24 protein-coding genes, 1 pseudogene and 1 other annotated feature are annotated in these 26,167 nt (G+C 39.1%); of the genes and pseudogenes, 23 read left to right on the forward strand and 2 right to left on the reverse strand.

The window, feature by feature from the left end; all coding sequences use genetic code 11:
* The 11 genes and pseudogenes from LRP84_RS09000 to yajC form a co-directional block, all read left to right on the forward strand.
* A pseudogene (locus LRP84_RS09000) lies at window positions 1–975 on the forward strand (SafA/ExsA family spore coat assembly protein); the annotation flags it as partial.
* A gap of 273 nt (window positions 976–1,248) precedes the next feature.
* Window positions 1,249–1,989: an NAD(+) synthase gene (nadE, locus tag LRP84_RS09005; RefSeq protein WP_230574783.1), complete on the forward strand. Its 741-nt coding sequence runs from the start codon at window positions 1,249–1,251 to the stop codon at window positions 1,987–1,989.
* 95 nt (window positions 1,990–2,084) lie between these two features.
* Entirely contained in the window at window positions 2,085–2,792 is a 708-nt protein-coding gene (locus LRP84_RS09010; protein ID WP_230574784.1) for a YhcN/YlaJ family sporulation lipoprotein, read from the forward strand.
* A gap of 90 nt (window positions 2,793–2,882) precedes the next feature.
* Window positions 2,883–3,071 (forward strand): hypothetical protein, encoded by a 189-nt coding sequence (locus tag LRP84_RS09015; protein ID WP_230574785.1) that lies wholly within the window; start codon window positions 2,883–2,885, stop codon window positions 3,069–3,071.
* A gap of 517 nt (window positions 3,072–3,588) precedes the next feature.
* Window positions 3,589–4,119 (forward strand): BofC C-terminal domain-containing protein, encoded by a 531-nt coding sequence (locus tag LRP84_RS09020; RefSeq protein WP_098308027.1) that lies wholly within the window; start codon window positions 3,589–3,591, stop codon window positions 4,117–4,119.
* Window positions 4,120–4,299: 180 nt separating this feature from the next.
* Window positions 4,300–4,917, forward strand: a complete 618-nt coding sequence (ruvA, locus tag LRP84_RS09025; protein WP_230574786.1) for a Holliday junction DNA helicase RuvA — start codon at window positions 4,300–4,302, stop codon at window positions 4,915–4,917.
* Window positions 4,918–4,922: 5 nt separating this feature from the next.
* A complete protein-coding gene (gene ruvB, locus LRP84_RS09030; protein WP_098308023.1) occupies window positions 4,923–5,924 on the forward strand; it encodes a Holliday junction branch migration DNA helicase RuvB in 1,002 nt (333 codons plus the stop codon).
* Complete coding sequence (locus tag LRP84_RS09035) at window positions 5,921–6,121, forward strand: DUF2905 domain-containing protein (protein WP_098308021.1); 201 nt, start codon at window positions 5,921–5,923, stop codon at window positions 6,119–6,121. The genes ruvB and LRP84_RS09035 overlap by 4 nt, the downstream gene beginning before the upstream one ends.
* 18 nt (window positions 6,122–6,139) lie before the next feature.
* Complete coding sequence (gene queA, locus LRP84_RS09040) at window positions 6,140–7,192, forward strand: tRNA preQ1(34) S-adenosylmethionine ribosyltransferase-isomerase QueA (RefSeq protein ID WP_230574787.1); 1,053 nt, start codon at window positions 6,140–6,142, stop codon at window positions 7,190–7,192.
* Window positions 7,193–7,206: 14 nt separating this feature from the next.
* Complete coding sequence (gene tgt / locus LRP84_RS09045; RefSeq protein ID WP_098308017.1) at window positions 7,207–8,346, forward strand: tRNA guanosine(34) transglycosylase Tgt; 1,140 nt, start codon at window positions 7,207–7,209, stop codon at window positions 8,344–8,346.
* A 27-nt stretch (window positions 8,347–8,373) separates the two neighbouring features.
* Window positions 8,374–8,634 (forward strand): preprotein translocase subunit YajC, encoded by a 261-nt coding sequence (yajC, locus tag LRP84_RS09050; protein ID WP_098308015.1) that lies wholly within the window; start codon window positions 8,374–8,376, stop codon window positions 8,632–8,634.
* Between the two features lie 44 nt (window positions 8,635–8,678).
* Here yajC and LRP84_RS09055 read toward each other — a convergent pair whose 3' ends face one another.
* Window positions 8,679–9,065: a TIGR04086 family membrane protein gene (locus LRP84_RS09055; RefSeq protein ID WP_098308013.1), complete on the reverse strand. Its 387-nt coding sequence runs from the start codon at window positions 9,063–9,065 to the stop codon at window positions 8,679–8,681.
* A gap of 114 nt (window positions 9,066–9,179) precedes the next feature.
* Between LRP84_RS09055 and LRP84_RS09060 the strand changes: the two genes are divergently transcribed.
* The gene (locus tag LRP84_RS09060; RefSeq protein WP_230574788.1) at window positions 9,180–9,836 is read left to right on the forward strand and encodes a DUF421 domain-containing protein; all 657 of its coding nucleotides are present in this window, start codon (window positions 9,180–9,182) and stop codon (window positions 9,834–9,836) included.
* A gap of 31 nt (window positions 9,837–9,867) precedes the next feature.
* On the opposite strand, the gene spoVB is transcribed toward LRP84_RS09060, so the two are convergent.
* Window positions 9,868–11,427, reverse strand: a complete 1,560-nt coding sequence (gene spoVB, locus LRP84_RS09065; protein WP_230574789.1) for a stage V sporulation protein B — start codon at window positions 11,425–11,427, stop codon at window positions 9,868–9,870.
* Window positions 11,428–11,548: 121 nt separating this feature from the next.
* On the opposite strand from spoVB, the gene LRP84_RS09070 reads away from it, so the two are divergent.
* The 11 genes from LRP84_RS09070 to LRP84_RS09120 all read left to right on the forward strand — a co-directional run bounded on the left by LRP84_RS09070 (window position 11,549) and on the right by LRP84_RS09120 (window position 26,145).
* On the forward strand, window positions 11,549–11,833 hold the full coding sequence (locus LRP84_RS09070) for a post-transcriptional regulator (protein ID WP_230574790.1): 285 nt from the start codon (window positions 11,549–11,551) through the stop codon (window positions 11,831–11,833).
* A gap of 105 nt (window positions 11,834–11,938) precedes the next feature.
* Complete coding sequence (gene secDF / locus LRP84_RS09075; protein ID WP_230574791.1) at window positions 11,939–14,203, forward strand: protein translocase subunit SecDF; 2,265 nt, start codon at window positions 11,939–11,941, stop codon at window positions 14,201–14,203.
* 246 nt (window positions 14,204–14,449) lie between these two features.
* Complete coding sequence (locus tag LRP84_RS09080; protein ID WP_230574792.1) at window positions 14,450–15,343, forward strand: cation diffusion facilitator family transporter; 894 nt, start codon at window positions 14,450–14,452, stop codon at window positions 15,341–15,343.
* Window positions 15,344–15,716: 373 nt separating this feature from the next.
* Entirely contained in the window at window positions 15,717–18,056 is a 2,340-nt protein-coding gene (recJ, locus tag LRP84_RS09085) for a single-stranded-DNA-specific exonuclease RecJ (RefSeq protein ID WP_230574793.1), read from the forward strand.
* A gap of 47 nt (window positions 18,057–18,103) precedes the next feature.
* A complete protein-coding gene (locus LRP84_RS09090) occupies window positions 18,104–18,616 on the forward strand; it encodes an adenine phosphoribosyltransferase (protein WP_230574794.1) in 513 nt (170 codons plus the stop codon).
* Window positions 18,617–18,821: 205 nt separating this feature from the next.
* Complete coding sequence (relA, locus tag LRP84_RS09095) at window positions 18,822–21,002, forward strand: GTP diphosphokinase (RefSeq protein ID WP_230574795.1); 2,181 nt, start codon at window positions 18,822–18,824, stop codon at window positions 21,000–21,002.
* A 16-nt stretch (window positions 21,003–21,018) separates the two neighbouring features.
* Window positions 21,019–21,459, forward strand: coding sequence for a D-aminoacyl-tRNA deacylase (gene dtd, locus LRP84_RS09100; RefSeq protein ID WP_230574796.1), 441 nt, complete (start codon window positions 21,019–21,021; stop codon window positions 21,457–21,459).
* Between the two features lie 183 nt (window positions 21,460–21,642).
* Window positions 21,643–21,819 carry a hypothetical protein gene (locus LRP84_RS09105; protein WP_230574797.1) on the forward strand — a complete coding sequence of 59 codons (177 nt, stop codon included), beginning with the start codon at window positions 21,643–21,645 and terminating at the stop codon, window positions 21,817–21,819.
* Between the two features lie 69 nt (window positions 21,820–21,888).
* Window positions 21,889–22,118 (forward strand) — a binding site (T-box leader).
* A 67-nt stretch (window positions 22,119–22,185) separates the two neighbouring features.
* Window positions 22,186–23,457, forward strand: a complete 1,272-nt coding sequence (hisS, locus tag LRP84_RS09110) for a histidine--tRNA ligase (RefSeq protein WP_230574798.1) — start codon at window positions 22,186–22,188, stop codon at window positions 23,455–23,457.
* Between the two features lie 12 nt (window positions 23,458–23,469).
* Window positions 23,470–25,245: an aspartate--tRNA ligase gene (gene aspS, locus LRP84_RS09115; RefSeq protein ID WP_230574799.1), complete on the forward strand. Its 1,776-nt coding sequence runs from the start codon at window positions 23,470–23,472 to the stop codon at window positions 25,243–25,245.
* 132 nt (window positions 25,246–25,377) lie between these two features.
* Entirely contained in the window at window positions 25,378–26,145 is a 768-nt protein-coding gene (locus tag LRP84_RS09120) for a tRNA threonylcarbamoyladenosine dehydratase (RefSeq protein ID WP_230574800.1), read from the forward strand.
* Window positions 26,146–26,167: the final 22 nt, after the last annotated feature.

Genomic DNA, 26,167 nt, shown 5'->3' on the forward strand with positions numbered 1-26,167 from the left:
ATGGAAAGTAGCCACATGCCAAACGTGATGCCGATGATGGAAAGTAGCCACATGCCAAATGTGATGCCGATGATGGAAAGTAGACACATGCCAAAAATGATGCCGATGATGGAAAGTAGGCACATGCCAAAAATGATGCCGATGATGGAAAGTAGCCACATGCCAAACGTGATGCCGATGATGGAAAGTAACCACATGCCAAACTTGATGCCGATGATGGAAAGTAGGCACATGCCAAAAGTGATGCCGATGATGGAAAGTAGACACATGCCAAAATTGATGCCGATGATGGAAAGTAGCCACATGCCAAACATGATGCCGATGATGGAAAGTAGCCACATGCCAAACATGATGCCGATGATGGAAAGTAGCCACATGCCAAATGTGATGCCGATGATGGAAAGTAATCAAATGCCAAATATGATGCCAATGATGGAAAGTAATCAAATGCCAAATATGATGCCGATGATGGAAAGTAATCAAATGCCAAGTATGATGCCGATGATGGAAAATAATCAAATGCCACCATTTGCACCAATGCCGTATCCATATCAACCATCATACCCACAACAGATGCCATATCAATCACCATATCCACAGCAAATGATGCCAAGACCACATAATCAAATGCCATATCAACAAAACCCATACTACGGCATGCCAGCAATGCAAGGTATGCCGCCAATGCACGGCATGCCACCATATGATATGCAATACACTTCTATGCCAAATCCAAATGTCGCACCTATAACAATGGATAATAATGCACCGCCAATTGCGCCAATACAAGAGGATTGTGGTTGTGATGATGAACCTAAATTGTATAGCCCGCAGCCAGGTATACCATATTTCCCACGTGAAACTTATCAGCAAAACCCATATATTCCGTATACACCGCAGCCGGGTACAATGTATTATCCACCAAGTCCTCCTTCTATATTTGGTACACTATATCAGGAAGAAGAGGAAAATTAAAAAGAGTGTCAGGGAGCCGTTCTTTTATAAAGAACGGCTTTTTTGTGAAAATCTGTTTGGAAATTCGGAAAAGATTAGATAATATAATAAAGTGAATGGGGGTTTTCTTCATCCCCCACTGATGGTTAGTTGAACCAATCGGGCTTTTACGGGCAGTTATCCCCCACCTATCTTCTTTGCTTCCCTCTGAATCTTGAGGTGGGGGTCTTACTGCCCGTTAATGCGGGATAAAATGAGTACAAATGAATCCTGCTGAGAAAGGAAGTAGCAGAAATGGAACAAAAAACTGAAAAACTTGTTGAGTGGTTACAAACGAAAGTAAAAGAAGCAAATGTAAAAGGTCTTATTGTTGGAATTAGTGGCGGCATTGACTCTGCTGTTGTAACGCATTTAATTAAACGTGCATGTCCAAATGACTCTTTAGGCGTTATTATGCCTTGTAAAAGTAACCCGAAAGATCAAGAAGACGCATTAAAAGTTGTAGAAAGTTCTGGAATTGATCATTATATCGTTGATTTAACAGAGACACATAAAACATTATTTGGTGCAGTACAAGAGCAACTGAAGTCAAATGGAAAATGGGATGAAGAACGTGCAACATTAGGTGATGCAAATACACGTGCTCGTCTTCGTATGACAACATTATATGCTGTTGCAAACAACTTTGGATACCTTGTTGTTGGAACAGATAATGCGGCAGAATGGCATACTGGATATTTCACAAAGTATGGCGATGGCGGCGTAGATTTAGTGCCTCTTGTTCATTTCACAAAAGGTGAAGTACGAGAAATGGCAAAAGTATTAGGTGTACCAGATGAAGTTATACATAAAGCGCCAAGCGCAGGTCTTTGGGAAGGTCAAACAGACGAAAATGAAATGGGTACAACATATAACATGATTGACAAGTATTTGAAAGGTGAAGAGGTTCCTGAAAAGGATCGCCTTATCATTGAGCGTCTTCATGCCCGCTCGGAGCATAAACGTCGTTTAGCAGCAGCACCTCCAAACTTTTAAGTAAAATACTGACAGTGTAAAAACCCCCTTTGCGACTCATGATAAGAAGGAGCTTTTCGAAAGAAAAGTTCATCCTAACAGAGGGGGTTTTCATATTGAACAAACAAATTAAACTTATTGCCGCTTCTTTGTTAGTTACCAGTGCTTTAGCTGCATGTGGTACGACTACAAATAAAAGTGCGATGGACCGTAATGCAACTTATAATTATCAGCGTACATCGTACGATAATACCTATCCGTATAACAATAATGTAACTCGTACAGATCGTACCACAGATTATGTCACATACCGTAACAATGCAAAAACAGACCAGTATGGAAATGTAAAATATTCCAATATTAACCAAAACATTCATGATCGTCGTGATAACGTCGGGTACAATTATTACCGTGATGTAAATTATCACGGTCAAATAGCGAATCCATATCCAACTCGTAATGTGACGATGAACAACGCGCCTGCTAACGCTGATTCCAAAACAGCTGAAGCTGTTACCAATCGTGTAAAGGGTATGCCTAACGTGGAACGTGTTTCTACTGTTGTGCGTGGTAATGATGTTGTCATTGCAGTAAAATCTCGCAGTGGGACAGATGAAAAAGCATTAACAGATGACATTCGTAAAGCTGTTGCGCCGCTTGTTAACAATCGAAATGTCTATGTAACGGCAAAAGAAGATATGTTTACTCGTGTTGACACGTTGAGCACAAGTCTTCGAAATGGGACAGTTACAAACAATTTAAATCGTGACGTAACGCAGCTGTTCCAAGACCTTCGTGCAAATGTAAATAATGTGGTGCGATAATGAAAAGGGGAAAGGGCTAGCCCTTTCCCCTTTTTACATATGAAATATGAATATGTCACAGTGGGAGCTTAAATATAAGAACACGTGATTTTGACCTTTTTTCTGTATGTTATAGTAAAAGCGGAAAAGGATATTCCAGTTGGTCGATATAAAGTAACTGGAAATAGCAATTTCGTTATGCGTAGCACCGGTGGTGGAAATATTGGCGTAGATAGCTATGTATTCCAAGCCAACGATGGCAATGTAATTCATTTTCTTCTTGCTTTCTTACATGATTAATGTTATATTAACAAAGCGATGAGCTAATTTACGTAAGACGAGAGATATGCTTAAGTGCTAAACACGCGGATGTGGCCGCCTGGTCTCTCGCCGTAAAACGCATCAAGACGCCTGCATGACAGGCGTCTTTCTTATTATATAGAAACCTAGCGGAGTAGGATGAAGATCCTATTCCGCTTTTTTGTTGTTTATCCCGCATTAACGGGCAGTAAGACCCCCACCTCAAGATTCAAAAAGAAACGAGGAAAATAGGTGGGGGATAACTGCTGGCATGCGCCCGATTGGTTCAACTAACCATCAGTGGGGGATGAAGACCCCCCCACTGATGGAAGTTTCACTTTATTCTAGTCAGTTCCGCTTTTCGTATTGTCTAGCTTCGCCTCCTAGCTCCTTCCGCCTAAGAACCTTAGCCTAAGTGGGTTAACAGTCGGCGCCGCTTTTCTAGGGGATAAAACTTCTATTTTCGGTCAAACTGTAAATAGAAGTTTTTTATTTTCCCTAAAAGAGGTGACAGCATATGAAATTCATGATCATTGCAATGCAAATCGTGCTAGCTGTGTTTTGTTTTTATCATGAATCGAGTGTAGCATTGGCAGAAAGTTCGGGTAATGCAGTGCAACAAGAACCTCAAATTACAATCATGTTGCAGCGTACATATTTAGACGGGGAAGTGAGTCAGGAAATCTTCACGGAAAAGGTCGTGAATTTAGAAAAGCTTTTGGAGCAATATAAAGAGTGGCAACTTGTTGATCGAGACGATGGGCAAATTGTATTACAAAAGCGCATTGATGATATTTCACCGTTATTAAAAACAAGCGGTTATTTTGGGGTTTCGAAAGAGGGGATTCTCCAAATTTTTAACGGTGTGCCAGAAACCGATAATGTCATTCATTCCTTCTTTCAAATTGATATGAAAAAGATGGAGAGTTATCAGCGTGAACGGTTGAAGCGCGGGATTCGGGTGAAATCAAAAGAGCGATTTGTGGAAGTAATGAAGGATATGGAGCAGTATTCTAGGAGTAATGGAAACAGCCGTAGCTTAAAATAGCTACGGCTGTTTCTTATTTTTGTTTTTCTAAAATCATTTTGCAATATTAATTTTTTGAAGGTGCTCTGTCAATATGAAAATGACAAAATAGAATAGAGAACATTTGTTGGGGGAATCTCGCATTTATATCGTTATTTATGTTAAAATGGAATACATGATTTGAGAGGGAGAGATACAGTTTTGTTTGAATATATTACAGGTTATGTGGAATATGTAGGACCGGAATATATCGTTCTTGACCATAAAGGAATTGGTTATCAAATTTTTACGCCAAATCCGTATGTATTCCAAAGAAGTGAACAAGAACTTCGCGTATATACATATCATTATGTAAGAGAAGATATCATGGCCCTTTACGGATTTAAAACGCGTGAAGAGCGTTTGTTATTTACAAAGCTTTTAGGTGTATCGGGGATTGGACCAAAAGGTGCCCTTGCGATTCTAGCTTCTGGTCAAACAGGGCAGGTTGTGCAGGCGATTGAACATGAGGATGAAAAATTCTTAGTGAAGTTCCCGGGTGTTGGAAAGAAAACAGCGCGTCAAATGATTTTAGACTTAAAAGGGAAATTGGCAGATGTTGTGTCGGATGCCTTTGTTGACTTATTTTCAGATGCAGAGCGTTTCGATGAGAAGAAAGGAACATCTGCGGAGCTTGATGAAGCACTGGAAGCACTTAGAGCACTTGGATACGCAGAGCGAGAAGTGTCTCGCGTTGTGCCAGAACTATTAAAAGAGTCACTTACGACGGATCAATATATTAAAAAGGCACTTAGTCTTTTACTAAATGGTAAGAGGTGAGTAGAATGGACGAACGTCTTGTCTCGGGGGAATCCGCATATGAAGATGTGGACTTAGAATATTCGTTAAGACCACAAACGCTCCGTCAATATATTGGGCAAGATAAAGCAAAACATAATTTAGAAGTATTTATTGAAGCGGCAAAAATGCGTGAAGAAACGTTAGATCACGTCTTATTGTATGGACCGCCAGGACTTGGGAAAACGACATTAGCAAATATTATTGCGAATGAAATGGGCGTTAATATTCGTACAACGTCAGGACCGGCAATTGAACGACCAGGTGATTTAGCAGCGGTATTAACGGCGCTTCAGCCAGGTGATGTTTTATTCATTGATGAAATTCATCGTTTACATCGCTCAATTGAAGAAGTATTATATCCAGCGATGGAAGATTTCTGTCTTGATATTGTAATTGGAAAAGGTCCGACAGCGCGCTCTGTTCGGCTCGATTTACCTCCGTTTACACTAGTTGGTGCAACGACGCGTGCAGGTGCGTTATCCGCACCGCTTCGAGATCGTTTCGGTGTATTGTCTCGTTTAGAATATTACACAGTTAATCAGTTATCAGCCATTGTAGAACGTACAGCAGAAGTGTTTGAAGTTGAAATTGATTCGTTGGCTGCCTTAGAAATTGCAAGGCGTGCACGAGGTACACCGCGAATTGCGAACCGTTTACTGCGCCGTGTACGTGATTTTGCGCAGGTGCGCGGTGATGGAACCGTTACGATGGATATTACACAAATGGCACTTGAACTACTGCAAGTAGATAAACTTGGACTAGATCATATTGATCATAAATTATTGCTTGGTATTATTGAAAAATTTCGCGGCGGTCCAGTTGGGTTAGAAACAGTCTCAGCAACGATTGGGGAAGAATCTCATACAATTGAAGATGTGTATGAGCCGTACTTACTGCAAATTGGCTTCTTGCAAAGAACACCAAGGGGCCGCATTGTTACACCGCTTGCATATGAACATTTCGGAATGGAGATGCCGCAAGTATGATGGATATGTCAAAGCTGCTTATTACGGCTGGTATCCTTTTGGTTGTTGTTGGATTAGCTTGGAAGTTTATAGGGAGACTTCCAGGCGATATTTTTGTGAAAAAGGGGAACGTTACCTTTTATTTTCCTATCATTACGTGTATTGTGATAAGTATTGTATTATCTTTTATTATGTATGTTATAAATCGATTTAAATAGAAATAGGTGAACATAGTTATGGATATTAATCTGTTTGATTTTCATTTACCAGAAGAACTCATTGCACAAACACCGCTTGAAGAGCGTGAAACATCAAGATTAATGGTGTTAGATCGTGAAACGGGTGAGATTCAGCATAAACATTTTACTGATATTCTTTCTTATTTACATGAGGGTGATTGCTTAGTTTTAAATGAAACGAAAGTGATGCCTGCTCGTTTGCATGGTGTAAAAGAAGATACAGGTGCACATATTGAAGTGCTTTTATTAAAGCAAGAAGATGGAGATACTTGGGAGACGCTTGTTAAACCTGCGAAACGTGTGAAAGAAGGAACGGTAATTTCTTTTGGTGAGGGAAAACTAAAAGCAACATGTGTTGGAACTGGCGAACAAGGTGGTCGTCATTTGGAATTTTCGTATGACGGTATTTTCTATGAAATTTTAGATGAACTTGGTGAAATGCCGCTTCCTCCGTATATTAAAGAAACGCTTGAAGATCGTGACCGTTATCAGACGGTATTTGCACGCGAAGTTGGTTCAGCAGCAGCGCCAACAGCGGGGCTTCATTTTACAGAAGAGCTATTAGAACAACTGAAGCAAAAAGGCGTTCATTTAGCGTTTATTACACTGCATGTTGGACTTGGGACATTTAGACCAGTTTCTGCAGATACAATCGAAGAACATCATATGCACGCAGAGTATTACCATATGTCGGCGGAAACAGCAGATTTGCTAAATCGTGTAAAACAAGAAGGCGGCCGTATTATCACTGTTGGTACAACATCAACGCGTACGCTTGAAACAATTGCAACAGACAATAATGGTAAGATTTGCGCAGCTTCTGGCTGGACCGATATTTTCATGTATCCAGGATATGAATTTAAAGCAATCGATGGTTTGATTACAAACTTCCACTTGCCAAAATCAACATTAATCATGCTTGTGAGCGCATTTGCAGGAAGAGAAAATGTTCTTCATGCGTACAATGAAGCGGTAAAAGAAAAGTATCGTTTCTTTAGTTTCGGTGATGCGATGTTTGTTGCATCTCACTCTAAAGTAGAGAAGAAATAAAAAGGAGTAACTATATGACAGCAATACGTTATGAATTAATTAAAACATGTAAACAAACAGGAGCACGTTTAGGCCGCGTTCATACACCGCACGGTTCATTTGAAACGCCAATTTTTATGCCAGTAGGAACACTTGCGACAGTAAAAACAATGTCGCCAGAAGAGTTAAAAGCAATGGATGCGGGGATTATTTTAAGTAATACATACCATTTATGGCTTCGTCCTGGTCATGAAATTGTACGCGAGGCAGGCGGTTTACATAAATTTATGAACTGGGATCGTTCGATTTTAACAGATTCTGGTGGCTTCCAAGTATTTAGTTTAAGTGACTTCCGCCGCATTGAAGAAGAAGGTGTTCATTTCCGCAATCACTTAAATGGAGATAAATTATTCTTATCGCCAGAAAAGGCAATGGAAATTCAAAATGCACTTGGTTCTGATATTATGATGGCATTTGATGAGTGTCCGCCGTTTCCAGCGACATTTGAGTATATGAAAAAATCAGTAGAGCGTACGAGCCGCTGGGCAGAGCGTTGTTTAAAAGCACATCAGCGTCCGCAGGATCAAGGTTTATTTGGTATTGTACAGGGCGGAGAGTTTGAAGAACTTCGGCGTCAAAGTGCACGCGACCTTGTTTCAATGGATTTCCCGGGTTATGCAGTTGGTGGTTTATCTGTTGGAGAACCGAAAGATATTATGAATCGTGTGCTTGAATTTACAACACCACTTCTTCCAGATAATAAGCCTCGTTATTTAATGGGTGTTGGATCTCCAGACTCGTTAATTGACGGTGCAATTCGTGGTATCGATATGTTCGACTGTGTACTTCCAACTCGTATTGCGCGAAATGGTACATGTATGACAAGTGAAGGTCGTTTAGTTGTAAAAAATGCAAAATTTGCAAAAGACTTTGGCCCGCTTGATCCAAATTGTGATTGTTACACATGTAAAAACTATTCACGTGCATACATTCGTCACTTAATGAAATGTGATGAAACATTCGGAATTCGTTTAACGTCTTATCACAACCTGCATTTTCTGTTAAAATTAATGGAGCAGGTGAGACAAGCTATTCGTGAAGACCGTCTTGGAGACTTCCGTGATGAGTTCTTTGAACAGTATGGCTTTAATAAACCAAATGCTAAAAATTTCTAATACATAATAATTAAGGAGGAATAAAAGATGAATCCAGGTATGATGAATATTATCATGATCGTTGCGATGTTTGCGATTTTCTACTTCTTATTAATTCGCCCGCAACAAAAGCGTCAAAAAGCAGTAGCACAAATGCAAAGCGAACTGTCAAAAGGTGATGCAATCGTAACAATTGGCGGCATGCACGGTACAATTGAATCTGTAACTGATACAACAATTGTGATTAAATCTGGTGGTTCACACCTTACATTTGATCGCAGTGCGATTCGTGAAATTGTAAAAAGCTAATGAAAAAAGCTGTCCCAAAAGTATTACTTTTAGGACAGCTTTTTTTAATATGTTGTACGCTTACCAATGTTGACTCCGAGTATGCCCCCAATTGTACTTGCTGCAATAATCACAAGTTGATATAGAAGCTGTACCTTTGATAACGCCGATGAAAAGCCTAAATAATTTACAAGAAATACGAGAATGGCAAATACGACTCCAGTGGATCCACCGACAAACCATCCTTTTCCTTGTGCTTTTACCCCAGCAACAAATCCAGCGATTATTGTCGACACAATTGCGAGGACAAAAAGTGCGATGGATAAAGTTCCTTCATTTATGTTTGTAAACTTCAATAATAAAGCAATGATGATACTTGCTAGGCAAGCGAAGATAAGTAAGGTAACGATGCCGAATCCAACTGCAATTGATAATTTTTTTGTTCCATCCATAGAGCATCTCTCCTTTCTAATACAAGCATATTTCCTGTTTTGCTAAGTTAGACTAGTTTCTTTTTGTGCGGGGAAACTAATATGTAGAAATTGCAACGAGAAAGGAAATGAAAGATGGAACTAGTTCAAATTGTCTTTCGAACAATTATCTTATACAGTGTAATGCTCATTATTTTTCGTCTAATGGGAAAGCGTGAAATTGGTGAATTGAGCGTTTTGGACTTAGTTGTCTTTATTATGCTTGGTGAAATGGCGGTTATTGCGATTGAAAATATGGATAAATCCATTTGGCATCAACTCGTTCCGATGATGCTTATTATGGTCATTCAAATTGCTTTATCCCTTGTTTCGTTAAAAAGTCAGCGTCTTCGTCATATATTAGAAGGAGAGCCGGCTATTATCGTGCGTGAGGGGAAAATCGATGAGAAGCAAATGCGTAAACAGCGTTACAATATGGATGATTTGCTCATGCAATTGCGTGAGCAAAGTATCGGTGATATACGTGATGTGGAATATGCCATTTTAGAGCCATCTGGAAGATTATCAGTATTTGAAAAACAAAAAAGTAAAAAAAGTAAAAATGACACACCATTATTTTCAGTTCCGCTTATTATTGATGGTGAAATTCAGCGAAAACATTTATATATGATGGAACATACCGATATATGGCTGGAAGAAAAACTAAAGAAATTAGGGTATAAGGATATTGAAAACATTTCATATTGTAGTTTTCAAAACGGTCAGTTTTTTGTTGATCTAAAAGATAAATAAAAAGTTGCTTCTTGAAATAGGCAGCAACTTTTTATTTTAAAAAAGAGAATTTACGAATGATAGGTAATCGAAGTAATTCTTCTTTTCTAATAAGGCGAAAGAGGATTAAAAGGAAGATATAAAGTGCTGTAGTTAATAGTACTTCCCATAATGTTTGCATACCCAGTGAAGGTGAAAAGAAAATGTGTTTATGCATATAGAAACCTGCTCCTCCGGCAATGATCATGGCAAGCAATCCGTATACATAATCTTTTATGTAAATAGTAAACGTGATCTTTTTTAATACCGTTGCATAGTGAAGTAAGGTAACGATAACGATATTTGCTGCGATTGCAAGTGCGACACCCATCATTTGAAATTCTGGCTGCGAGGCAAGGACGAAAATAACAAGTAATTTTACAATGGCTCCAATAAACGTGTTCATCATGGCAGCACGTGCCAAATTTAAGGCCTGTAATACCGATGTGAGCGGTCCTTGAAAATAGTGAAATAAAAAGCAAGGTGCGAGTACTTGGATAAAAAGGGTCGCATTATCGGAACCGTACATAAGAGTTAAAATCGGTGCGGCGAATACGTATAGAATAACAACGGACCAGCCTCCTGTAATAAGAGAGATGCGCATTGCTTGCTGCAATCTACGCTCTACTAAACGGTGCTGCTTTTTGGCGTTTGCTTCGCTAATAGAAGGAACGAGTGCTGTTGAAAGAGCATAGGTAATAAAAGCTGGCAGAGACAAAAGTGGAAAGGCATATCCATTTAATATACCGTATTGCTGTGTTGCGATAGAGGCTGCAACTCCGGCCATTGCTAAACTTTGCATGACAACAATTGGTTCGAAAAAGTAAGAAATGGATCCGATTAGGCGGCTACCTGTTGTAGGAAGTGCAATATCCATTAAAGAATAAAAGGTGTCTTTGCTTTCTTTCACAGTACCTATAAAATGAGATCGAATAGAAAGATGTTTTTCTTTTTGAAACAACGTTAATAGAAATAAAAGAGAAGCAACTTCTCCGAGCACGGCAGATAGCATTGCCCCTGCTGCAGCGTATTCTACTCCATACGGTAAGAAAAAGCGTATGCATACTGCGATAATTGTAATGCGAACAACTTGTTCTAGTACTTGTGCGTAGGCGCTCGGTTTCATGTTTTGTCTCCCTTGGAAATAACCACGAAGCACAGAGGAAACTGCAATAACAGGTACAACGGGTAAAATAGCGATTAATGGATAATAGGTTCGTTTATCGGTTAGTAATGTTTCTGCTAACAAAGGTGTCAGAAGCATAATTCCGGCTGTTAATAGAATACTAATGACTGAGGTAATAGCTAATGAAACAGTTAATATTTTTTTTACTTGTTGCTTATCATGTGTAGCCTCTGCTTCAGCGACCAGTTTTGCAATGGCGACTGGGAGACCGATTTGCGTAATGGTAATAGCTAATATAAATGTTGGAACAGCCATCATATATAATCCAACACCTTCTTCTCCTAAAGTGCGTGCCATTACAATGCGGTTAATAAAGCCTAATATTTTCGTGATAAAACCAGCTAACATTAAAATAAAAGCACCTCGTAAAAAGGTTTGTTTCGTCATAGTTTTCTCCTACCTTCTCAAAATCAATGGAATGATTTACAATAATTTATATGCAACTATAAGGCAAGCATGACAAGCATTTGAAATGAGGAACGTGAGATAAGAAGGAGATGAGCTGGAAGTGGTTGGAAAAGAAGAGTTAATAGAAGCATACCGGGAACAGTTAAGAATCGTCTTAGAAAGTAAAGTAGAAGAGTTTCAAATGCTCGGCTATGATCGCGTTACAGCGGAAGACGTTTGGAAATGTTTAAAGACCCGAAAGTGGAAAAAAGTAGATAGAGATGTCAGATTGCATGAGCTTGTAAATGATGTGTTAACGTTAACAGCTAACGATTACATGACATTTTTAACGATGAAGGCGTATCAAGCACCGCTTTGGTCGTTCGAAGAATATGAAAATAAATAATAGGTTGTAATTGGTTTGTTCTTCCTCTTGGAGTATAATAATGAATACTGATAAAGAGGTAATTTTGGAACAAGGGCCTTTGTTCAAAGGAGGAACAAGAAACATATGGCAAAGCGAAGTAGCAGAATTGTTGCCTTTTTCCTCGTTGTGTTATTAATTGGAGGAATCATTGGAGCAACGACAAAAAACATTACAAAAGGGATTAACCTCGGGCTTGATCTTCGAGGCGGTTTTGAAATTTTATATGAAGTACAACCAGCGAAAAAAGGGGATAAAATTACCCACGACACTCTTGTGAGTACGGTTGGTGCACTAGAAAAACGTGTAAACGTTCTTGGTGTAAGTGAACCGAATATCCAGATTGAAGGAAATAATCGCATTCGTGTGCAGCTTGCAGGTATAAAAGATCAGCAGCAAGCTCGAGATGTGTTATCAACGCAAGCGAAATTAACATTTCGTGATGTAAATGATAACATTCTTATGGATGGTTCAGATTTAGCAACGAATGGAGCAAAGCAAACGTTTGATGAACAAGGACGTCCAAGCGTTAGTCTAAAATTAAAGAGTGCTGATAAGTTCCGTGCAGTAACTGAAAAAGTATCTAGCATGCCGCAGCCAACAAATTTAATGGTAATTTGGCTTGATTTTGAAGAAGGAAAAGATTCTTATAAGGCAGAAGCAGCGAAGCCAAATCCTAAATATTTATCGGCAGCTACTGTCAATCAAGTATTTAATCAAGCGGAAGTATCTATTGTTGGTGGAAACTTTACAGTAGAAAGTGCAAAACAACTTTCAGATTTATTAAATGCCGGAACACTTCCTGTTGATTTAAAAGAAATATACTCTACTTCTGTTGGAGCAAAATTTGGAGAGCAGGCATTGCAAAAAACAATTTTTGCGAGTGCGATTGGTATAGCTCTTATTTTCTTATTTATGCTTGTATTCTATCGTCTACCGGGTCTTGTAGCGGTAATTATGCTTGGTTTATATATTTACATAACGTTACTCGTATTCAATTGGATGCATGTGGTTCTAACGTTACCGGGTATAGCGGCACTAGTGCTCGGGGTCGGAATTGCGGTTGATGCAAACGTTATTACATATGAAAGGCTAAAAGAAGAACTGCGCATCGGAAAATCGATGTTGTCAGCATATCGCGCAGGTAATCAGCGTTCGTTATCAACGATTTTAGATGCGAATATTACAACACTTGCGGCAGCTGCTGTCTTATTTGTATACGGTACAAGCTCTGTTAAAGGATTTGCGACAAGTTTAATTGTAAGTATTTTCGTCGGCTTCCTTACAAATGTTTACGGTACACGTTTCTTACTTGGCTTACTTGTTAAGAGTCGTTACTTTGATAAAAAATATTCTTACTTTGGTGTAAAACCGAAGGAAGTCAGTCCGTTATCAAAAGGTGTAGTACATGCACCAACGAAATTTGACCGTGTTAACTTTGTTAATATTGGACATAAGTTTTTCTGGTTCTCTGTTGTTGTGATGATTCTAGGTGCGATTATTTTACCAATCTTTAAGTTGAATCTTGGAATTGACTTTTCAAGCGGTACGCGCATGGACATTAAAACAAATCAATCCATAACGGTTTCACAAGTACAACAAGAGTTACATGATTTAAACATAGATGTGAAGAAAGAAGATATCGTGCCGACAGGTAATGATAATAAAGGATTTGCTGTTCGTACAATTGGTGTACTATCAAAAGATGATATTGCGAAAGTAAAAACATTCTACCATGATAAATATGGTACAGAACCAAACGTAAGTACAGTCTCTCCGACAATTGGAAAAGAAATTGCGCGAAATGCACTTATTGCAGTGTTTATAGCATCAGCTGTTATCATTTTATATGTGAGTATTCGTTTCCGCTTCACATATGCGCTATCGGCAGTATTAGCACTGTTACATGATGCATTCTTCATTATTGTTGTGTTCAGCTTGCTTCACCTAGAAGTTGATCTAACGTTTATCGCAGCAGTGTTAACGATTATCGGTTATTCTATTAATGACTCAATTGTTACGTTTGACCGAAACCGTGAGTTATACAAACAGAAACAAAAAATTCGTACTGTAAGTGATTTAGAAGAGATTGTGAACTCGAGTATTCGTCAAACGATTGGTCGTTCTATTAATACGGTCATGACAGTGTTACTACCTGTTATTACATTATTAATTTTCGGCAGTGAGTCATTGCGTAACTTCTCAATTGCATTATTTGTCGGTTTAATTGTTGGTACGTATTCTTCTGTCTTCGTTGCATCCCAAATTTGGCTGATGCTAGAAAGCCGTCGTTTGAAAAAAGGAAAAGGTCAGAAGAAAGTTGAAGTAAATACGTCTGAACCGCAAGTATAAGTAAAATCACTTAAGTTTGAATAAAAAGAGATGCCTCATTGTAGGCATTTCTTTTTTGTTCGGGGATAAAATAAAGTGAAACTTCCTTCTAGAACGTTTTTTCCAGAAGGTTAGTTGAACCAATCGGGCTCTTAGGAGCAGTAAGTCCCCACCTCACTTCTTCGATTTCTCTAAATCTTAAGGTGGGGGCTTACTGATCGTTAGTGCGGGATAAAGTGTAGGTTGGCGAAAGAAGGGATTTCGGTTATGGAAAAAGATGAACGTTTTAAACAAGCGGAATTTGGAGCGATTGTTGGAATTGTCGGTAATATTGTGCTTGCGATTATCAAAGCAGTTATCGGATATGTTGGGAATAGTAAGGCGCTTATGGCAGATGCTGTTCATTCTGGTTCGGACGTCATTGGCTCTTTAGCAGTCTTTTTTGGACTGCGGGCAGCAAAGCAACCGCCTGATGACGACCATCCATATGGACATGGAAAAGCGGAATCTATCTCAGCGATTATCGTAGCTGTTCTTTTATTTATTGTTGGAATTGAAATTGTCATTTCTTCTATTAAAGCTTTTACACAAGTGCTAGAGCCGCCGCGCTGGATTACTGTTATTGCTGTGCTTCTTTCTATTGTTGTGAAAGAAGGGATGTTTCGCTACAAATATCAGTTAGGTAAAAGGATTAATAGTGATGCCATTATTGCAAACGCGTATGAGCATCGTTCGGATGTATTTTCATCAATTGCGGCTTTAATTGGGATTTGTTCGGCGATTATAGGAAGTAAAATGGGCATGGATTGGCTTGTATATGCCGATCCAGTCGCCGGTTTATTTGTATCTTTACTCGTTACAAAAATGGCTTGGGATATTGGAAAAGAAGCAATTCATACAACGTTGGATCATGTGCTTCATGAGGAAGATATCGTTCCGATGAGAGAAGCTGTTATGCAAGTGGAAGGAGTAAAGAAAATAGGCTCACTATATGCAAGAGAGCATGGGCACTATGTCATCGTTGATATTAAAGTGTCTGTCGATCCGTACATTACGGTAGAAGATGGACATCGCATTGGTAAACATGTGAAAGAGGTGCTCATGCAGCAAGACAATGTGCAAAATGTTTTCGTGCACATTAATCCGTATTCTCCTGATTAATGTAGGTGAAGAGGAAGAACTGCCCGTAAGAGTCCGATTGGCGGGGCTAACCTTTAGCAAAAAATGCGAAAGGAAGTTTCGCTTTACCCCGCTCAAAGGGACAGTAGTGCGGTAGTGAATGCAGAGAAGGAACTGTCCCTAAGAGCCCGATTGGTTCGACTAACCATTTTGGGAGAAGTGCGTTCCCAAAATAGAAGTCTCACTTTACCCCGCTCAAACGGGCAGTAGAATGTGGAAGCTTCAAGAAGAAGAACTGCCCGTTTGAGCCCGATTGACTCAACTAACCTTTAGCAAAAAGCACTAAAGGAAAGTTTCGCTTTATTGTCACCCCTTAGTCTGTCTAGTATAATGGATAGGTTGAGGGGTGATTTCGTTGTTACAAGCGAAGACGCGTTGGAAAGAAAAGTGTAATAATGAGGAACTTGTAGGACAATTGGCAAATAAACTTCAATTGTCTCCTCTTGTTACCTCGCTATTATTGAATAGAGGTTTAGATACGGAAGAAAAGATTGTGGACTTTTTAAATACGGAGCAGCAAGAATTTCACGATCCGTTTTTATTAGAAGGTATGGACCGTACTGTAGAGCGTATTCGCCAAGCGATTCAAAATGGAGAGCAAATTTTAATTTTTGGTGATTATGATGCAGACGGTGTTAGTAGTACAACCGTTTTATTTTTAGCATTGCAAGAACTTGGAGCGGATGTAGAGTTTTATATTCCGAACCGATTTACAGAAGGATATGGACCGAATGAAGAGGCGTTTCGCTGGGCGCACCGTGCAGGTTTCTCGCTTATTATTACGGTTGATACGGGAATTGCAGCTGTTCATGAGGCACAGGTTGCAAAGGAGCTTGGCATCGATTTAATTATTACCGATCATCATGAGCCGCCACCAGAATTGCCGGAAGCTTTAGCAATCATTCATCCGAAGCTAGACGGTGGTGTATATCCATTTCATTACTTAGCAGGTGTTGGGGTTGCGTTTAAAGTTGCTCATGCATTGCTTGGGAGTGTGCCAGAACATTTATTAGAAATCGCAGTTATTGGTACAGTAGCTGATTTAGTGCCTCTTTATGGTGAAAACCGCCTACTCGTGCAGCGTGGACTGAAAAAATTGCGAACAACGCAGCGAGTAGGATTACAAGCACTGTTCAAAGTTGCTAATATTTCGCAAGGTGAAATTACAGAAGAGAGTGTTGGGTTTGCAATTGGACCACGCATTAATGCAGTTGGGCGCTTAGAAGATGCAACGCCAGCTGTGCATTTACTATTGTCAGAAGATGTAGAAGAAGCAAAAGAACTTGCACAAGAAATTGATGAACTGAATAAATTGCGAAAAGATATTGTAAAGCAAATTACGGAAGAAGCGATTGCGGAAGTGGAAGCACATTATCCGCCGGAAGAGAATAAAGTATTAGTTCTTGCAAAAGAAGGTTGGAATCCTGGTGTAATTGGGATTGTTGCTTCAAAGCTCGTAGATCGCTTTTATCGTCCGACAATTGTACTAAGCATTGATCAGGAAAAAGGAACGGCAAAAGGATCAGCCCGTAGTATTGAAGGTTTTGATTTGTATGCCAATTTATCAGATTGCCGGGACATTTTACCACATTTTGGCGGGCATCCAATGGCTGCTGGTATGACGCTTAGTATGAATGATGTCAGTGAACTGCGCCGACGCTTAAACGAGCAAGCTGCGGTTCAGCTATCAGATGAAGATTTTATTCCAGTCACTGCAGTAGATGCAGTGTGTGACGTGGAAGATGTAACGCTTGCTGCAATTGAAGAAATGCAAAAGCTTGCCCCATTTGGTGTTGGAAATCCAAAGCCGCGTATCGCTGTGAAAGGTGCAGGTCTTGAAAGTATTCGTGCAATTGGTTCTGATGGTTCGCATTTGAAAATGACACTTCGTGATGGCCAAGCGACATTAGATAGTGTTGGTTTTGGTTTTGGTGCATTTGCAAAAGAAATTTCTCCTGTAGCGCACGTATCGATCGTTGGAGAAGTTTCTATTAATGAATGGAATAATTTCCGTAAACCACAAATTATGATTCAAGATATTGCTGTAGAAGCTTGGCAATTATTTGATTGGCGCAGCATGCGTAATGTAGAAGTAAATCTAGCTGATCTTTCGCGTGATAAACTGACAATTGTGTATTTTAAGGAAGAAGCATTGCAAAAGTTTTCTTTAGAAGCGTATACAGATTATCTTGTACACGCCAAAGATGTGACAACATTAGAAGGTCGTTATGTTGTTGTTCTTGATTTACCAGACGCGACAGAAGATTTAAAGTGCATATGTGAAAAAGGATTCCCAGCGCGTATTTATGCTGTTTTTTATCAAGAAAACAATCATTTATTTAGTACGGTTCCAACGAGGGAACATTTTAAATGGTACTATTCATTTTTACATCAAAAAGCACCATTTTCTCTTCGTCAATACGGAGAGCAACTTTGCCGTCATAAAGGTTGGTCAAAAGACACAGTAAATTTCATGACACAGGTGTTTTTTGAGTTAGAATTTGTTACAATAAAAGACGGTGTCATTTTTATGGCAGAAGAAATGAAAAAGCGTGATTTAACCGAATCAAACACGTATCGTGAGAAAATAAACCACTTACAATTAGAAAAGGAACTGGTTTATAGCACATATCAACAATTATATGCATGGTTTGAAACGATTCGTAATCATAAAGAAGTAGAACAGTTAGGATAAAGGATTTGTATTTACAACCCTTTTATATTTGAGGAGGATTCATAAATATGGATTTCAAGCAACATATTGCAATTGTACCGGATTATCCGAAAGAAGGGATTGTCTTTAAAGACATCACACCTTTAATGAATGATGGAAAAGCATATAAAGCAGCAACGGATGCAATCGTTGCTTATGCGAAAGAAAGAAATATCGACCTTGTAGTAGGGCCAGAAGCACGTGGTTTTATTATTGGATGCCCAGTTTCTTACGCATTAGAAGTGGGCTTTGCACCAGTTCGTAAATTAGGTAAATTACCACGCGAAGTAATCAAAGTAGATTACGGTAAAGAGTATGGTAAAGATGTATTAACAATTCATAAAGATGCGATTAAACCTGGTCAACGAGTATTAATTACAGATGACTTATTAGCTACAGGCGGAACAATCGAAGCGACAATTAAGTTAGTAGAAGAACTTGGCGGTGTTGTTGCAGGGATTGCATTCTTAGTAGAGTTGACTTACTTAGATGGCCGTAAAATGTTAGACGGTTATGACGTATTAGTATTAGAAAAATATTAATCGGAAACAGGGCGACATGAAGGAGTACCCGTGAATCTCTTTGAGAGGATCGGGTATTTTTATATATTTATCGAAAAAGTAAAGTGAAATGTTTATAAAATCTTTTCCTTTTCACAATTCACAATCATTACGTTATAATGGTAAAATAAAAATTATTCTAATTGGCAAGGAAAGAGATTATTAATCTTTAATAAAAGGTGATTAGATGGCGAATGAACAAGTACTAACAGCTGAACAGGTACTGGAGAGAGCAGGGCAATATTTACAAGATGATGATATTGATCTTGTTGCGCGCGCTTATGAATTTGCGCGTGCCGCACATAGTGAGCAATACCGAAAATCAGGAGAACCATATATCATTCATCCGATTCAAGTAGCAGGTATTTTAGTTGATTTACAAATGGATCCGTCTACTGTATCTGCAGGCTTTTTACATGATGTAGTAGAAGATACAGAGGTAACGTTAGAAGATATTGAACGTGAATTTACAAAAGAGATTGCGATGCTTGTTGATGGTGTCACAAAGCTTGGGAAAATTAAATATAAATCACATGAGCAGCAACAAGCGGAAAATCATCGAAAAATGTTTATCGCAATGGCGCAAGATATTCGAGTGATTTTAATTAAACTAGCTGACCGTCTTCATAACATGCGTACGCTGAAACATTTACCACAAGAAAAGCAGCGTCGCATTGCAAATGAAACATTGGAAATTTTCGCACCATTAGCACATAGACTCGGAATTAATACGATTAAGTGGGAACTAGAAGACACAGCGCTTCGTTATTTAAATCCGCAGCAATATTATCGTATTGTCAATTTAATGAAACGCAAGCGTGCCGAACGTGAAGAATATTTAGATGAAGTTATGGTAGAAATTCGTGACAAGTTAAAAGAAGTGGCGATTCAACCGGATATTTCTGGTCGTCCAAAGCATATTTACAGTATTTACCGTAAAATGGCAATGCAAAATAAACAATTCAATGAAATTTATGATTTGTTAGCTGTTCGTGTTGTCGTAAATAGTATTAAAGATTGCTACGCAGTTCTAGGTATTATTCACACGTGCTGGAAACCGATGCCAGGCCGTTTTAAAGATTATATTGCAATGCCAAAAGCAAACTTGTATCAGTCGCTGCATACAACAGTAATTGGACCGAAAGGCGATCCGCTTGAAGTGCAAATTCGCACGAAAGAAATGCACGAAATTGCAGAATACGGAATCGCAGCACACTGGGCATATAAAGAAGGACAAGCGGTTGACACAACAGGAACGCTTGAGAAAAAATTAACATGGTTCCGTCAAATTTTAGAATGGCAAAATGAAGCCTCGAATGCAGAAGAATTTATGGAGTCCTTAAAAATTGATTTATTCTCTGATATGGTGTTTGTCTTTACACCAAAAGGAGATGTAATGGAATTGCCGCTTGGTTCTGTTCCAATTGACTTTGCTTACCGCGTTCACTCTGAAATAGGGAATAAAACGATTGGTGCAAAAGTAAACGGTAAGATGGTGACTCTTGATTATAAATTAAAAACAGGTGACATCATTGAAATTTTAACATCTAAGCATTCATATGGTCCAAGCCAGGACTGGGTGAAATTAGCTCAAACATCGCACGCGAAAAATAAAATTCGTCAATTTTTCAAAAAGCAGCGCCGTGATGAGAATATTGAAAAAGGTCGCGAGCTTGTTGAAAAAGAGGTGCGAGGCCTTGAGTATGAAATGAAAGAAGTATTAGCATCTGATAACTTAAAACGTGTTGCTGAGAAATTTAATTTTGCGAACGAAGAGGACATGTTTGCCGCTGTTGGCTATAACGGCATTACCGCATCCCAAATTGTGACGCGCTTAACAGATAAATTCCGCAAGCAACGTGAAGAAGAAATAACGGAAGTAAAAGAAGTTCGGAAACCGATGAAAATTCGGAAATGGGATTCTGGTGTGAAAGTAAGTGGTGCTGATAATTTGCTTATCCGCTTATCAAAGTGTTGTAATCCAGTTCCAGGCGATGACATCATTGGCTATATTACGAAAGGTCGTGGTGTATCGATTCACCGTACAGACTGCGTAAATGTTCATACAGAAGAAGCGCAAGAAAGATTGCTGGATGTAGAGTGGGAAGGCAGCCCAGAAAAAGAAATTGAATACAACGTTGATATTGAAATTTCAGGATATGACCGCCGCGGTTTACTAAATGAAGTATTGCAAGCTGTAACAGAAACGAAAACATATATTTCGGCTGTTTCAGGAAGAAGCGACCGCAACAAAATGGCGACGATTCATATGTCTATTTCTATTCATAACTTACAGCATTTGAAAAAAGTTGTGGAACGCATTAAACGAGTTCCAGAAATTTATGCAGTGCGCCGCATGATGCATTAATTAGGAGTGAATATATATGAGAGTTGTCTTACAACGATCAAAAGAAGCATCTGTAACAGTAAAAGGTGAAGTTGTAGGACAAATTCCTTTCGGCTTAACACTATTAGTTGGAATCACCCATGAAGATACAGAAAAAGATGCAACATATATCGCTGAAAAAATTGCAAACTTACGCATTTTTGAAGACGAAAACGAGAAAATGAACCATTCTGTATTAGACGTTGGTGGACAAGTTCTTTCCATTTCACAGTTCACGTTATACGGAGATTGCCGAAAAGGAAGACGCCCAAACTTTATGGATGCAGCAAAACCTGACTATGCAGAACGTTTATACGATTTCTTTAACGAAGAACTTCGCAAACAAGGAATGCACGTAGAAACAGGAAAATTTGGCGCGATGATGGATGTTCAGTTAATTAATGATGGTCCGGTGACCTTAATTGTAGAGAGTAAATAAGAAGGAATGAAGAGAGGATATAGAAATATATTCTCTCTTTTTTATTTTGAAATTGAGGAAATACTGCTGCTAGACGAAAAATAAGTATGAAAAGGTAGTCGTTTCATTCGTAAGTATAACTCGCCGATCAATATGGAACACTAGTCATTAGAATTCCACTATTGAATGTGAGGGATATACAATATGCGTATGAATGAGAAAGGAAACGCTGCTACTAACGGAGCGAATCAATTGTTTAATGTGAATTTTCATGAGTTTCTTTCAAAAGAATCGCAAAATACATCGCTTGAACTTGCTTCTGAATTTGGCATTTCTTTAAAAGATGTGAAAACATTAAAGAAACATCTTGGACGTTCTTAAGAACCTTGACAACATTTGTGAATAACCGTATAGTAGTAAACAAATTCATTTTATTACAGTTACATATGGTATAAACCGATGATAGAGAAGAGTAGATGAGAGACACATGAAAAGAGAGGAAATGTCCGGGGCTGAAAACATTTCTGCATGATGACTGATCGAATGACACTCTGTAGGTTTCGTCTTGAACAGTTTAGTGCTTAGTAGAGATCGAACGCAATTTAAGCGTTATTAAAAAAGTGGAAGCATACGTGCTTCAATTAGGGTGGCACCACGGGTATTATACTCTCGTCCCTACTGTAGAATCAGTAGAGGCGGGAGTTTTTTTATTTTTATTATTATTGAAAAAATGAGGAGGAACTGAATATGTCTATTCAAATCCCACGCGGAACGCAAGATATCCTTCCTGGTACTGTGGAACTATGGCAGTATATTGAAGGACAAGCACGTGAAATTTGCCGTCGTTATAACTATAAAGAGATTCGTACACCAATTTTTGAACACACAGAATTATTTTTACGCGGTGTTGGTGATACAACGGATATCGTACAAAAAGAAATGTACACATTCGAAGATCGCGGAGAGCGTAGCTTAACGCTTCGTCCAGAAGGAACAGCACCAGTTGTACGTTCTTATGTAGAAAACAAAATGTTTGGTGATGCTACGCAGCCGACAAAATTATATTATATCGGACAGATGTTCCGTTATGAAAGACCGCAAGCAGGCCGTTACCGTCAATTTGTTCAGTTTGGTATTGAAGCGATTGGCAGTAATGATCCAGCAATTGATGCGGAAGTGATTGCACTTGCTGTTGAATTCTACCGCGGCATGGGCTTAAAGAATATAAAAGTTGTTTTAAATAGCTTAGGTGATGCAGCGAGCCGTAAAGCACATCGCGATGCATTAATCGCACACTTTGAGCCTCGCATTGGTGAGTTCTGTTCAGATTGCCAATCTCGTTTAGAGAAAAACCCACTTCGTATTTTAGATTGTAAAAAAGATCGCAATCACGAATTGATGGCGACAGCACCATCTATTACAGAGTATTTAAACGAAGAATCAAGTGTGTACTATGAAAAGGTACAAGAACTATTAACAATGATGGGTATTCCATTTGAGAAAGATCCAAACCTTGTGCGCGGTTTAGATTATTATCAGCACACTGTATTTGAAATTATGAGCGAGGCAGAAGGTTTTGGTGCAATTACGACGTTAAGCGGCGGTGGTCGTTACAACGGACTTGTACAAGAAATCGGCGGCCCAGAAATGCCTGGTATTGGTTTTGCTATGAGTATTGAACGTTTAATTATGGCGTTAAAGGCTGAGAATATTGAATTACCACTTGCTCATCACATTGATTGTTATGTTGTAGCGCTTGGTGAAAAAGCGAAAGATCATGCTGCGAAAATTGTATTTGATCTTCGTAAGGCTGGATTAGCGGTTGAAAAAGATTACTTAGATCGTAAAATGAAGGCGCAGTTTAAATCAGCTGATCGTCTAAGTGCAAAGTATGTAGCTGTATTAGGTGATGATGAGTTAGAAAAAGGCATTATCAATTTAAAAGATATGGCAACGGGCGAACAAGAAGAAGTTGCGTTAGATGTATTTGCTTCGTACGTAGCAGAAAAGTCTCTATAGGGGGAAAAGGAAATGGCTGAAAGAACGCATGCATGCGGAAAAGTAACAGTAGAAGCAGTTGGACAAGCGGTTCAATTAAAAGGTTGGGTACAAAAGCGCCGTGATTTAGGTGGATTAATTTTCATTGACTTACGTGACCGTACAGGTATCGTGCAAGTCGTATTTAGTCCCGAAACTTCAAAGGAAGCGTTAGAAATAGCAGAAACAATTCGCGGTGAATATGTGCTGCGCGTAGAAGGTACAGTTGTTGAGCGTGCGGCTGGTGCAATCAATGAAAATATGGCTACAGGACGTATTGAAGTACAAGCAACAAAAGTAAACGTACTAAATGCAGCGAAAACACCGCCAATTATGATTACAGATGATACAGATGCATCAGAAGATGTACGCCTAAAATATCGTTACTTAGACTTGCGTCGTCCTGTGATGTATAACACATTTAAAATGCGTCACGACGTAACAAAAACAATTCGTAACTTCTTAGATAGTGAAGATTTCTTAGAAGTAGAAACACCGATTTTAACGAAAAGTACGCCAGAAGGAGCTCGTGATTACTTAGTACCGAGCCGTGTACATGAAGGCGAGTTTTATGCACTGCCGCAATCTCCACAGCTATTTAAACAGCTTCTTATGGTCGGCGGTTTTGAGCGTTACTACCAAGTGGCACGCTGCTTCCGTGATGAAGATTTACGTGCAGATCGTCAGCCAGAATTTACACAAGTCGACATTGAGACATCATTCTTAACACAAGAAGAAATTCTAGAAATGATGGAACGCATGATGACAAAGGTAATGAAAGAAGCAAAAAGTGTAGAGATTAATGCACCGTTCCCGCGCATGACATATGCAGATGCAATGGCTCGCTACGGTTCTGATAAGCCAGATACACGTTTTGCGATGGAGCTTATTGACCTATCAAAATTTGCAGCAGGCTGCGGTTTTAAAGTGTTCACAAGCGCTGTAGAGAGCGGTGGACAAGTGAAAGCAATTAATGCAAAAGGTGCAGCGAGCAAATATTCTCGTAAAGACATCGATGCATTAACAGAATTCGTAAAAGTATACGGAGCAAAAGGGTTAGCATGGTTAAAAGTTGAAGAAGACGGCTTAAAAGGCCCAATCGCAAAATTCTTTAACGAAGAAGATGCAAACGCACTTATGAGCACGTTAGAAGCAACTGCTGGTGACTTACTATTATTCGTTGCCGATAAGAAGAGCGTTGTTGCAGATAGCTTAGGAGCACTTCGTTTACGCTTAGGTAAAGAACTTAAGTTAATCGATGAAAGCAAGTTTAACTTCCTATGGGTAACAGATTGGCCGCTTCTTGAGTATGATGAAGATGCTGATCGTTACTTCGCGGCGCATCATCCATTCACAATGCCATTCCGTGATGATGTAGAGTTATTAGAAACAGCACCAGAAAAAGCGCGTGCACAAGCATATGACCTTGTATTAAATGGTTATGAACTTGGTGGTGGATCACTTCGTATTTACGAGCGTGATGTACAAGAAAAAATGTTCAAAGCACTTGGTTTCTCACAAGAAGAAGCACAAGAGCAGTTCGGATTCTTATTAGAAGCATTTGAATACGGTACACCGCCGCACGGAGGAATTGCATTAGGTTTAGACCGTCTTGTAATGTTACTTGCAGGCCGTACGAACCTTCGCGATACAATTGCCTTCCCGAAAACAGCAAGCGCAAGCTGCTTATTAACAGAAGCACCAAGCCCAGTTGCAGATGCACAGCTTGAAGAACTTTACTTACAATTAAAGGTCAAAGAAGAGAAGTAAGAACGAATCCTAGATGGACATACTAATTCCATCTAGGATTTTTTGTTTGGGTATATAACTTTTTCTATACAAATAGTCGGAAAAACGCTAGAATACATGGTAGACCATTTTTGTAATAGGAGTGTAGAACGCATGTTACATCAATTTTCACGTAATGAATTAGCCTTCGGAAAAGAAGGTCTTGAAATATTAAAGAATAGTACAGTTGGTATTTTAGGAATTGGCGGCGTTGGTTCGTTTGCAGCTGAGGCATTAGCGCGTTCTGGCGTAGGTCGTCTTGTATTAGTCGATAAAGACGTTGTAGATATTACGAACGTAAATCGTCAAATTCACGCATTAGTTTCTACTGTTGGCCGTTCGAAAGTAGAATTAATGAAAGAACGTATTGCCGATATTAATCCAGATTGTGAAGTAATCGCATTAGAAATGTTCTATACAGAGGAAACGTATGAAGATTTCTTTAAATACGGTTTAGACTTCGTAGTGGATGCATCTGATACAATTACGTACAAAATTCATTTAATTAAACAATGCTTAAGAAGAAAAATTAAACTCATCTCAAGTATGGGTGCAGCAAATAAAATGGATCCGACTCGTTTCCGTATTGCTGATATTTCAAAAACGCATACAGATCCAATTGCGAAGGTCATTCGTACAAAGCTTCGTAAAGAGGGCATTAAAAAAGGCGTGAAAGTTGTATTCTCTGACGAAAATCCGATTGTGATTCGTGAAGACATTCGTAAGGAAATCGTTCCAGATGAAAATGCAAAAATTCGCAAAGCGAAATTACCACCGTCCTCTAACGCATTCGTTCCGTCTGTGGCAGGCTTAATTATGGCAAGTCATGTTGTGCGTGAACGTTTGAAGGATATAGAAGTAAAGCGTGTGGGACAAGAGTAAAAAAGAGAGGTGCTTATGCATC

This window comes from Bacillus rhizoplanae (genome assembly GCF_917563915.1).
Taxonomy (GTDB): domain Bacteria; phylum Bacillota; class Bacilli; order Bacillales; family Bacillaceae_G; genus Bacillus_A; species Bacillus_A rhizoplanae.

Coding starts and splice junctions, on each gene's coding strand:
- nadE (WP_230574783.1), top strand. CDS start 1,249: ATGGAACAAAAAACTGAAAAACTTGTTGAGTGGTTACAAACGAAAGTA.
- LRP84_RS09020 (WP_098308027.1), top strand. CDS start 3,589: ATGAAATTCATGATCATTGCAATGCAAATCGTGCTAGCTGTGTTTTGT.
- ruvB (WP_098308023.1), top strand. CDS start 4,923: ATGGACGAACGTCTTGTCTCGGGGGAATCCGCATATGAAGATGTGGAC.
- LRP84_RS09035 (WP_098308021.1), top strand. CDS start 5,921: ATGATGGATATGTCAAAGCTGCTTATTACGGCTGGTATCCTTTTGGTT.
- queA (WP_230574787.1), top strand. CDS start 6,140: ATGGATATTAATCTGTTTGATTTTCATTTACCAGAAGAACTCATTGCA.
- tgt (WP_098308017.1), top strand. CDS start 7,207: ATGACAGCAATACGTTATGAATTAATTAAAACATGTAAACAAACAGGA.
- yajC (WP_098308015.1), top strand. CDS start 8,374: ATGAATCCAGGTATGATGAATATTATCATGATCGTTGCGATGTTTGCG.
- LRP84_RS09055 (WP_098308013.1), bottom strand. CDS start 9,065: ATGGATGGAACAAAAAAATTATCAATTGCAGTTGGATTCGGCATCGTT.
- LRP84_RS09060 (WP_230574788.1), top strand. CDS start 9,180: ATGGAACTAGTTCAAATTGTCTTTCGAACAATTATCTTATACAGTGTA.
- spoVB (WP_230574789.1), bottom strand. CDS start 11,427: ATGACGAAACAAACCTTTTTACGAGGTGCTTTTATTTTAATGTTAGCT.
- secDF (WP_230574791.1), top strand. CDS start 11,939: ATGGCAAAGCGAAGTAGCAGAATTGTTGCCTTTTTCCTCGTTGTGTTA.
- LRP84_RS09080 (WP_230574792.1), top strand. CDS start 14,450: ATGGAAAAAGATGAACGTTTTAAACAAGCGGAATTTGGAGCGATTGTT.
- LRP84_RS09090 (WP_230574794.1), top strand. CDS start 18,104: ATGGATTTCAAGCAACATATTGCAATTGTACCGGATTATCCGAAAGAA.
- relA (WP_230574795.1), top strand. CDS start 18,822: ATGGCGAATGAACAAGTACTAACAGCTGAACAGGTACTGGAGAGAGCA.
- dtd (WP_230574796.1), top strand. CDS start 21,019: ATGAGAGTTGTCTTACAACGATCAAAAGAAGCATCTGTAACAGTAAAA.
- LRP84_RS09105 (WP_230574797.1), top strand. CDS start 21,643: ATGCGTATGAATGAGAAAGGAAACGCTGCTACTAACGGAGCGAATCAA.
- hisS (WP_230574798.1), top strand. CDS start 22,186: ATGTCTATTCAAATCCCACGCGGAACGCAAGATATCCTTCCTGGTACT.
- aspS (WP_230574799.1), top strand. CDS start 23,470: ATGGCTGAAAGAACGCATGCATGCGGAAAAGTAACAGTAGAAGCAGTT.
- LRP84_RS09120 (WP_230574800.1), top strand. CDS start 25,378: ATGTTACATCAATTTTCACGTAATGAATTAGCCTTCGGAAAAGAAGGT.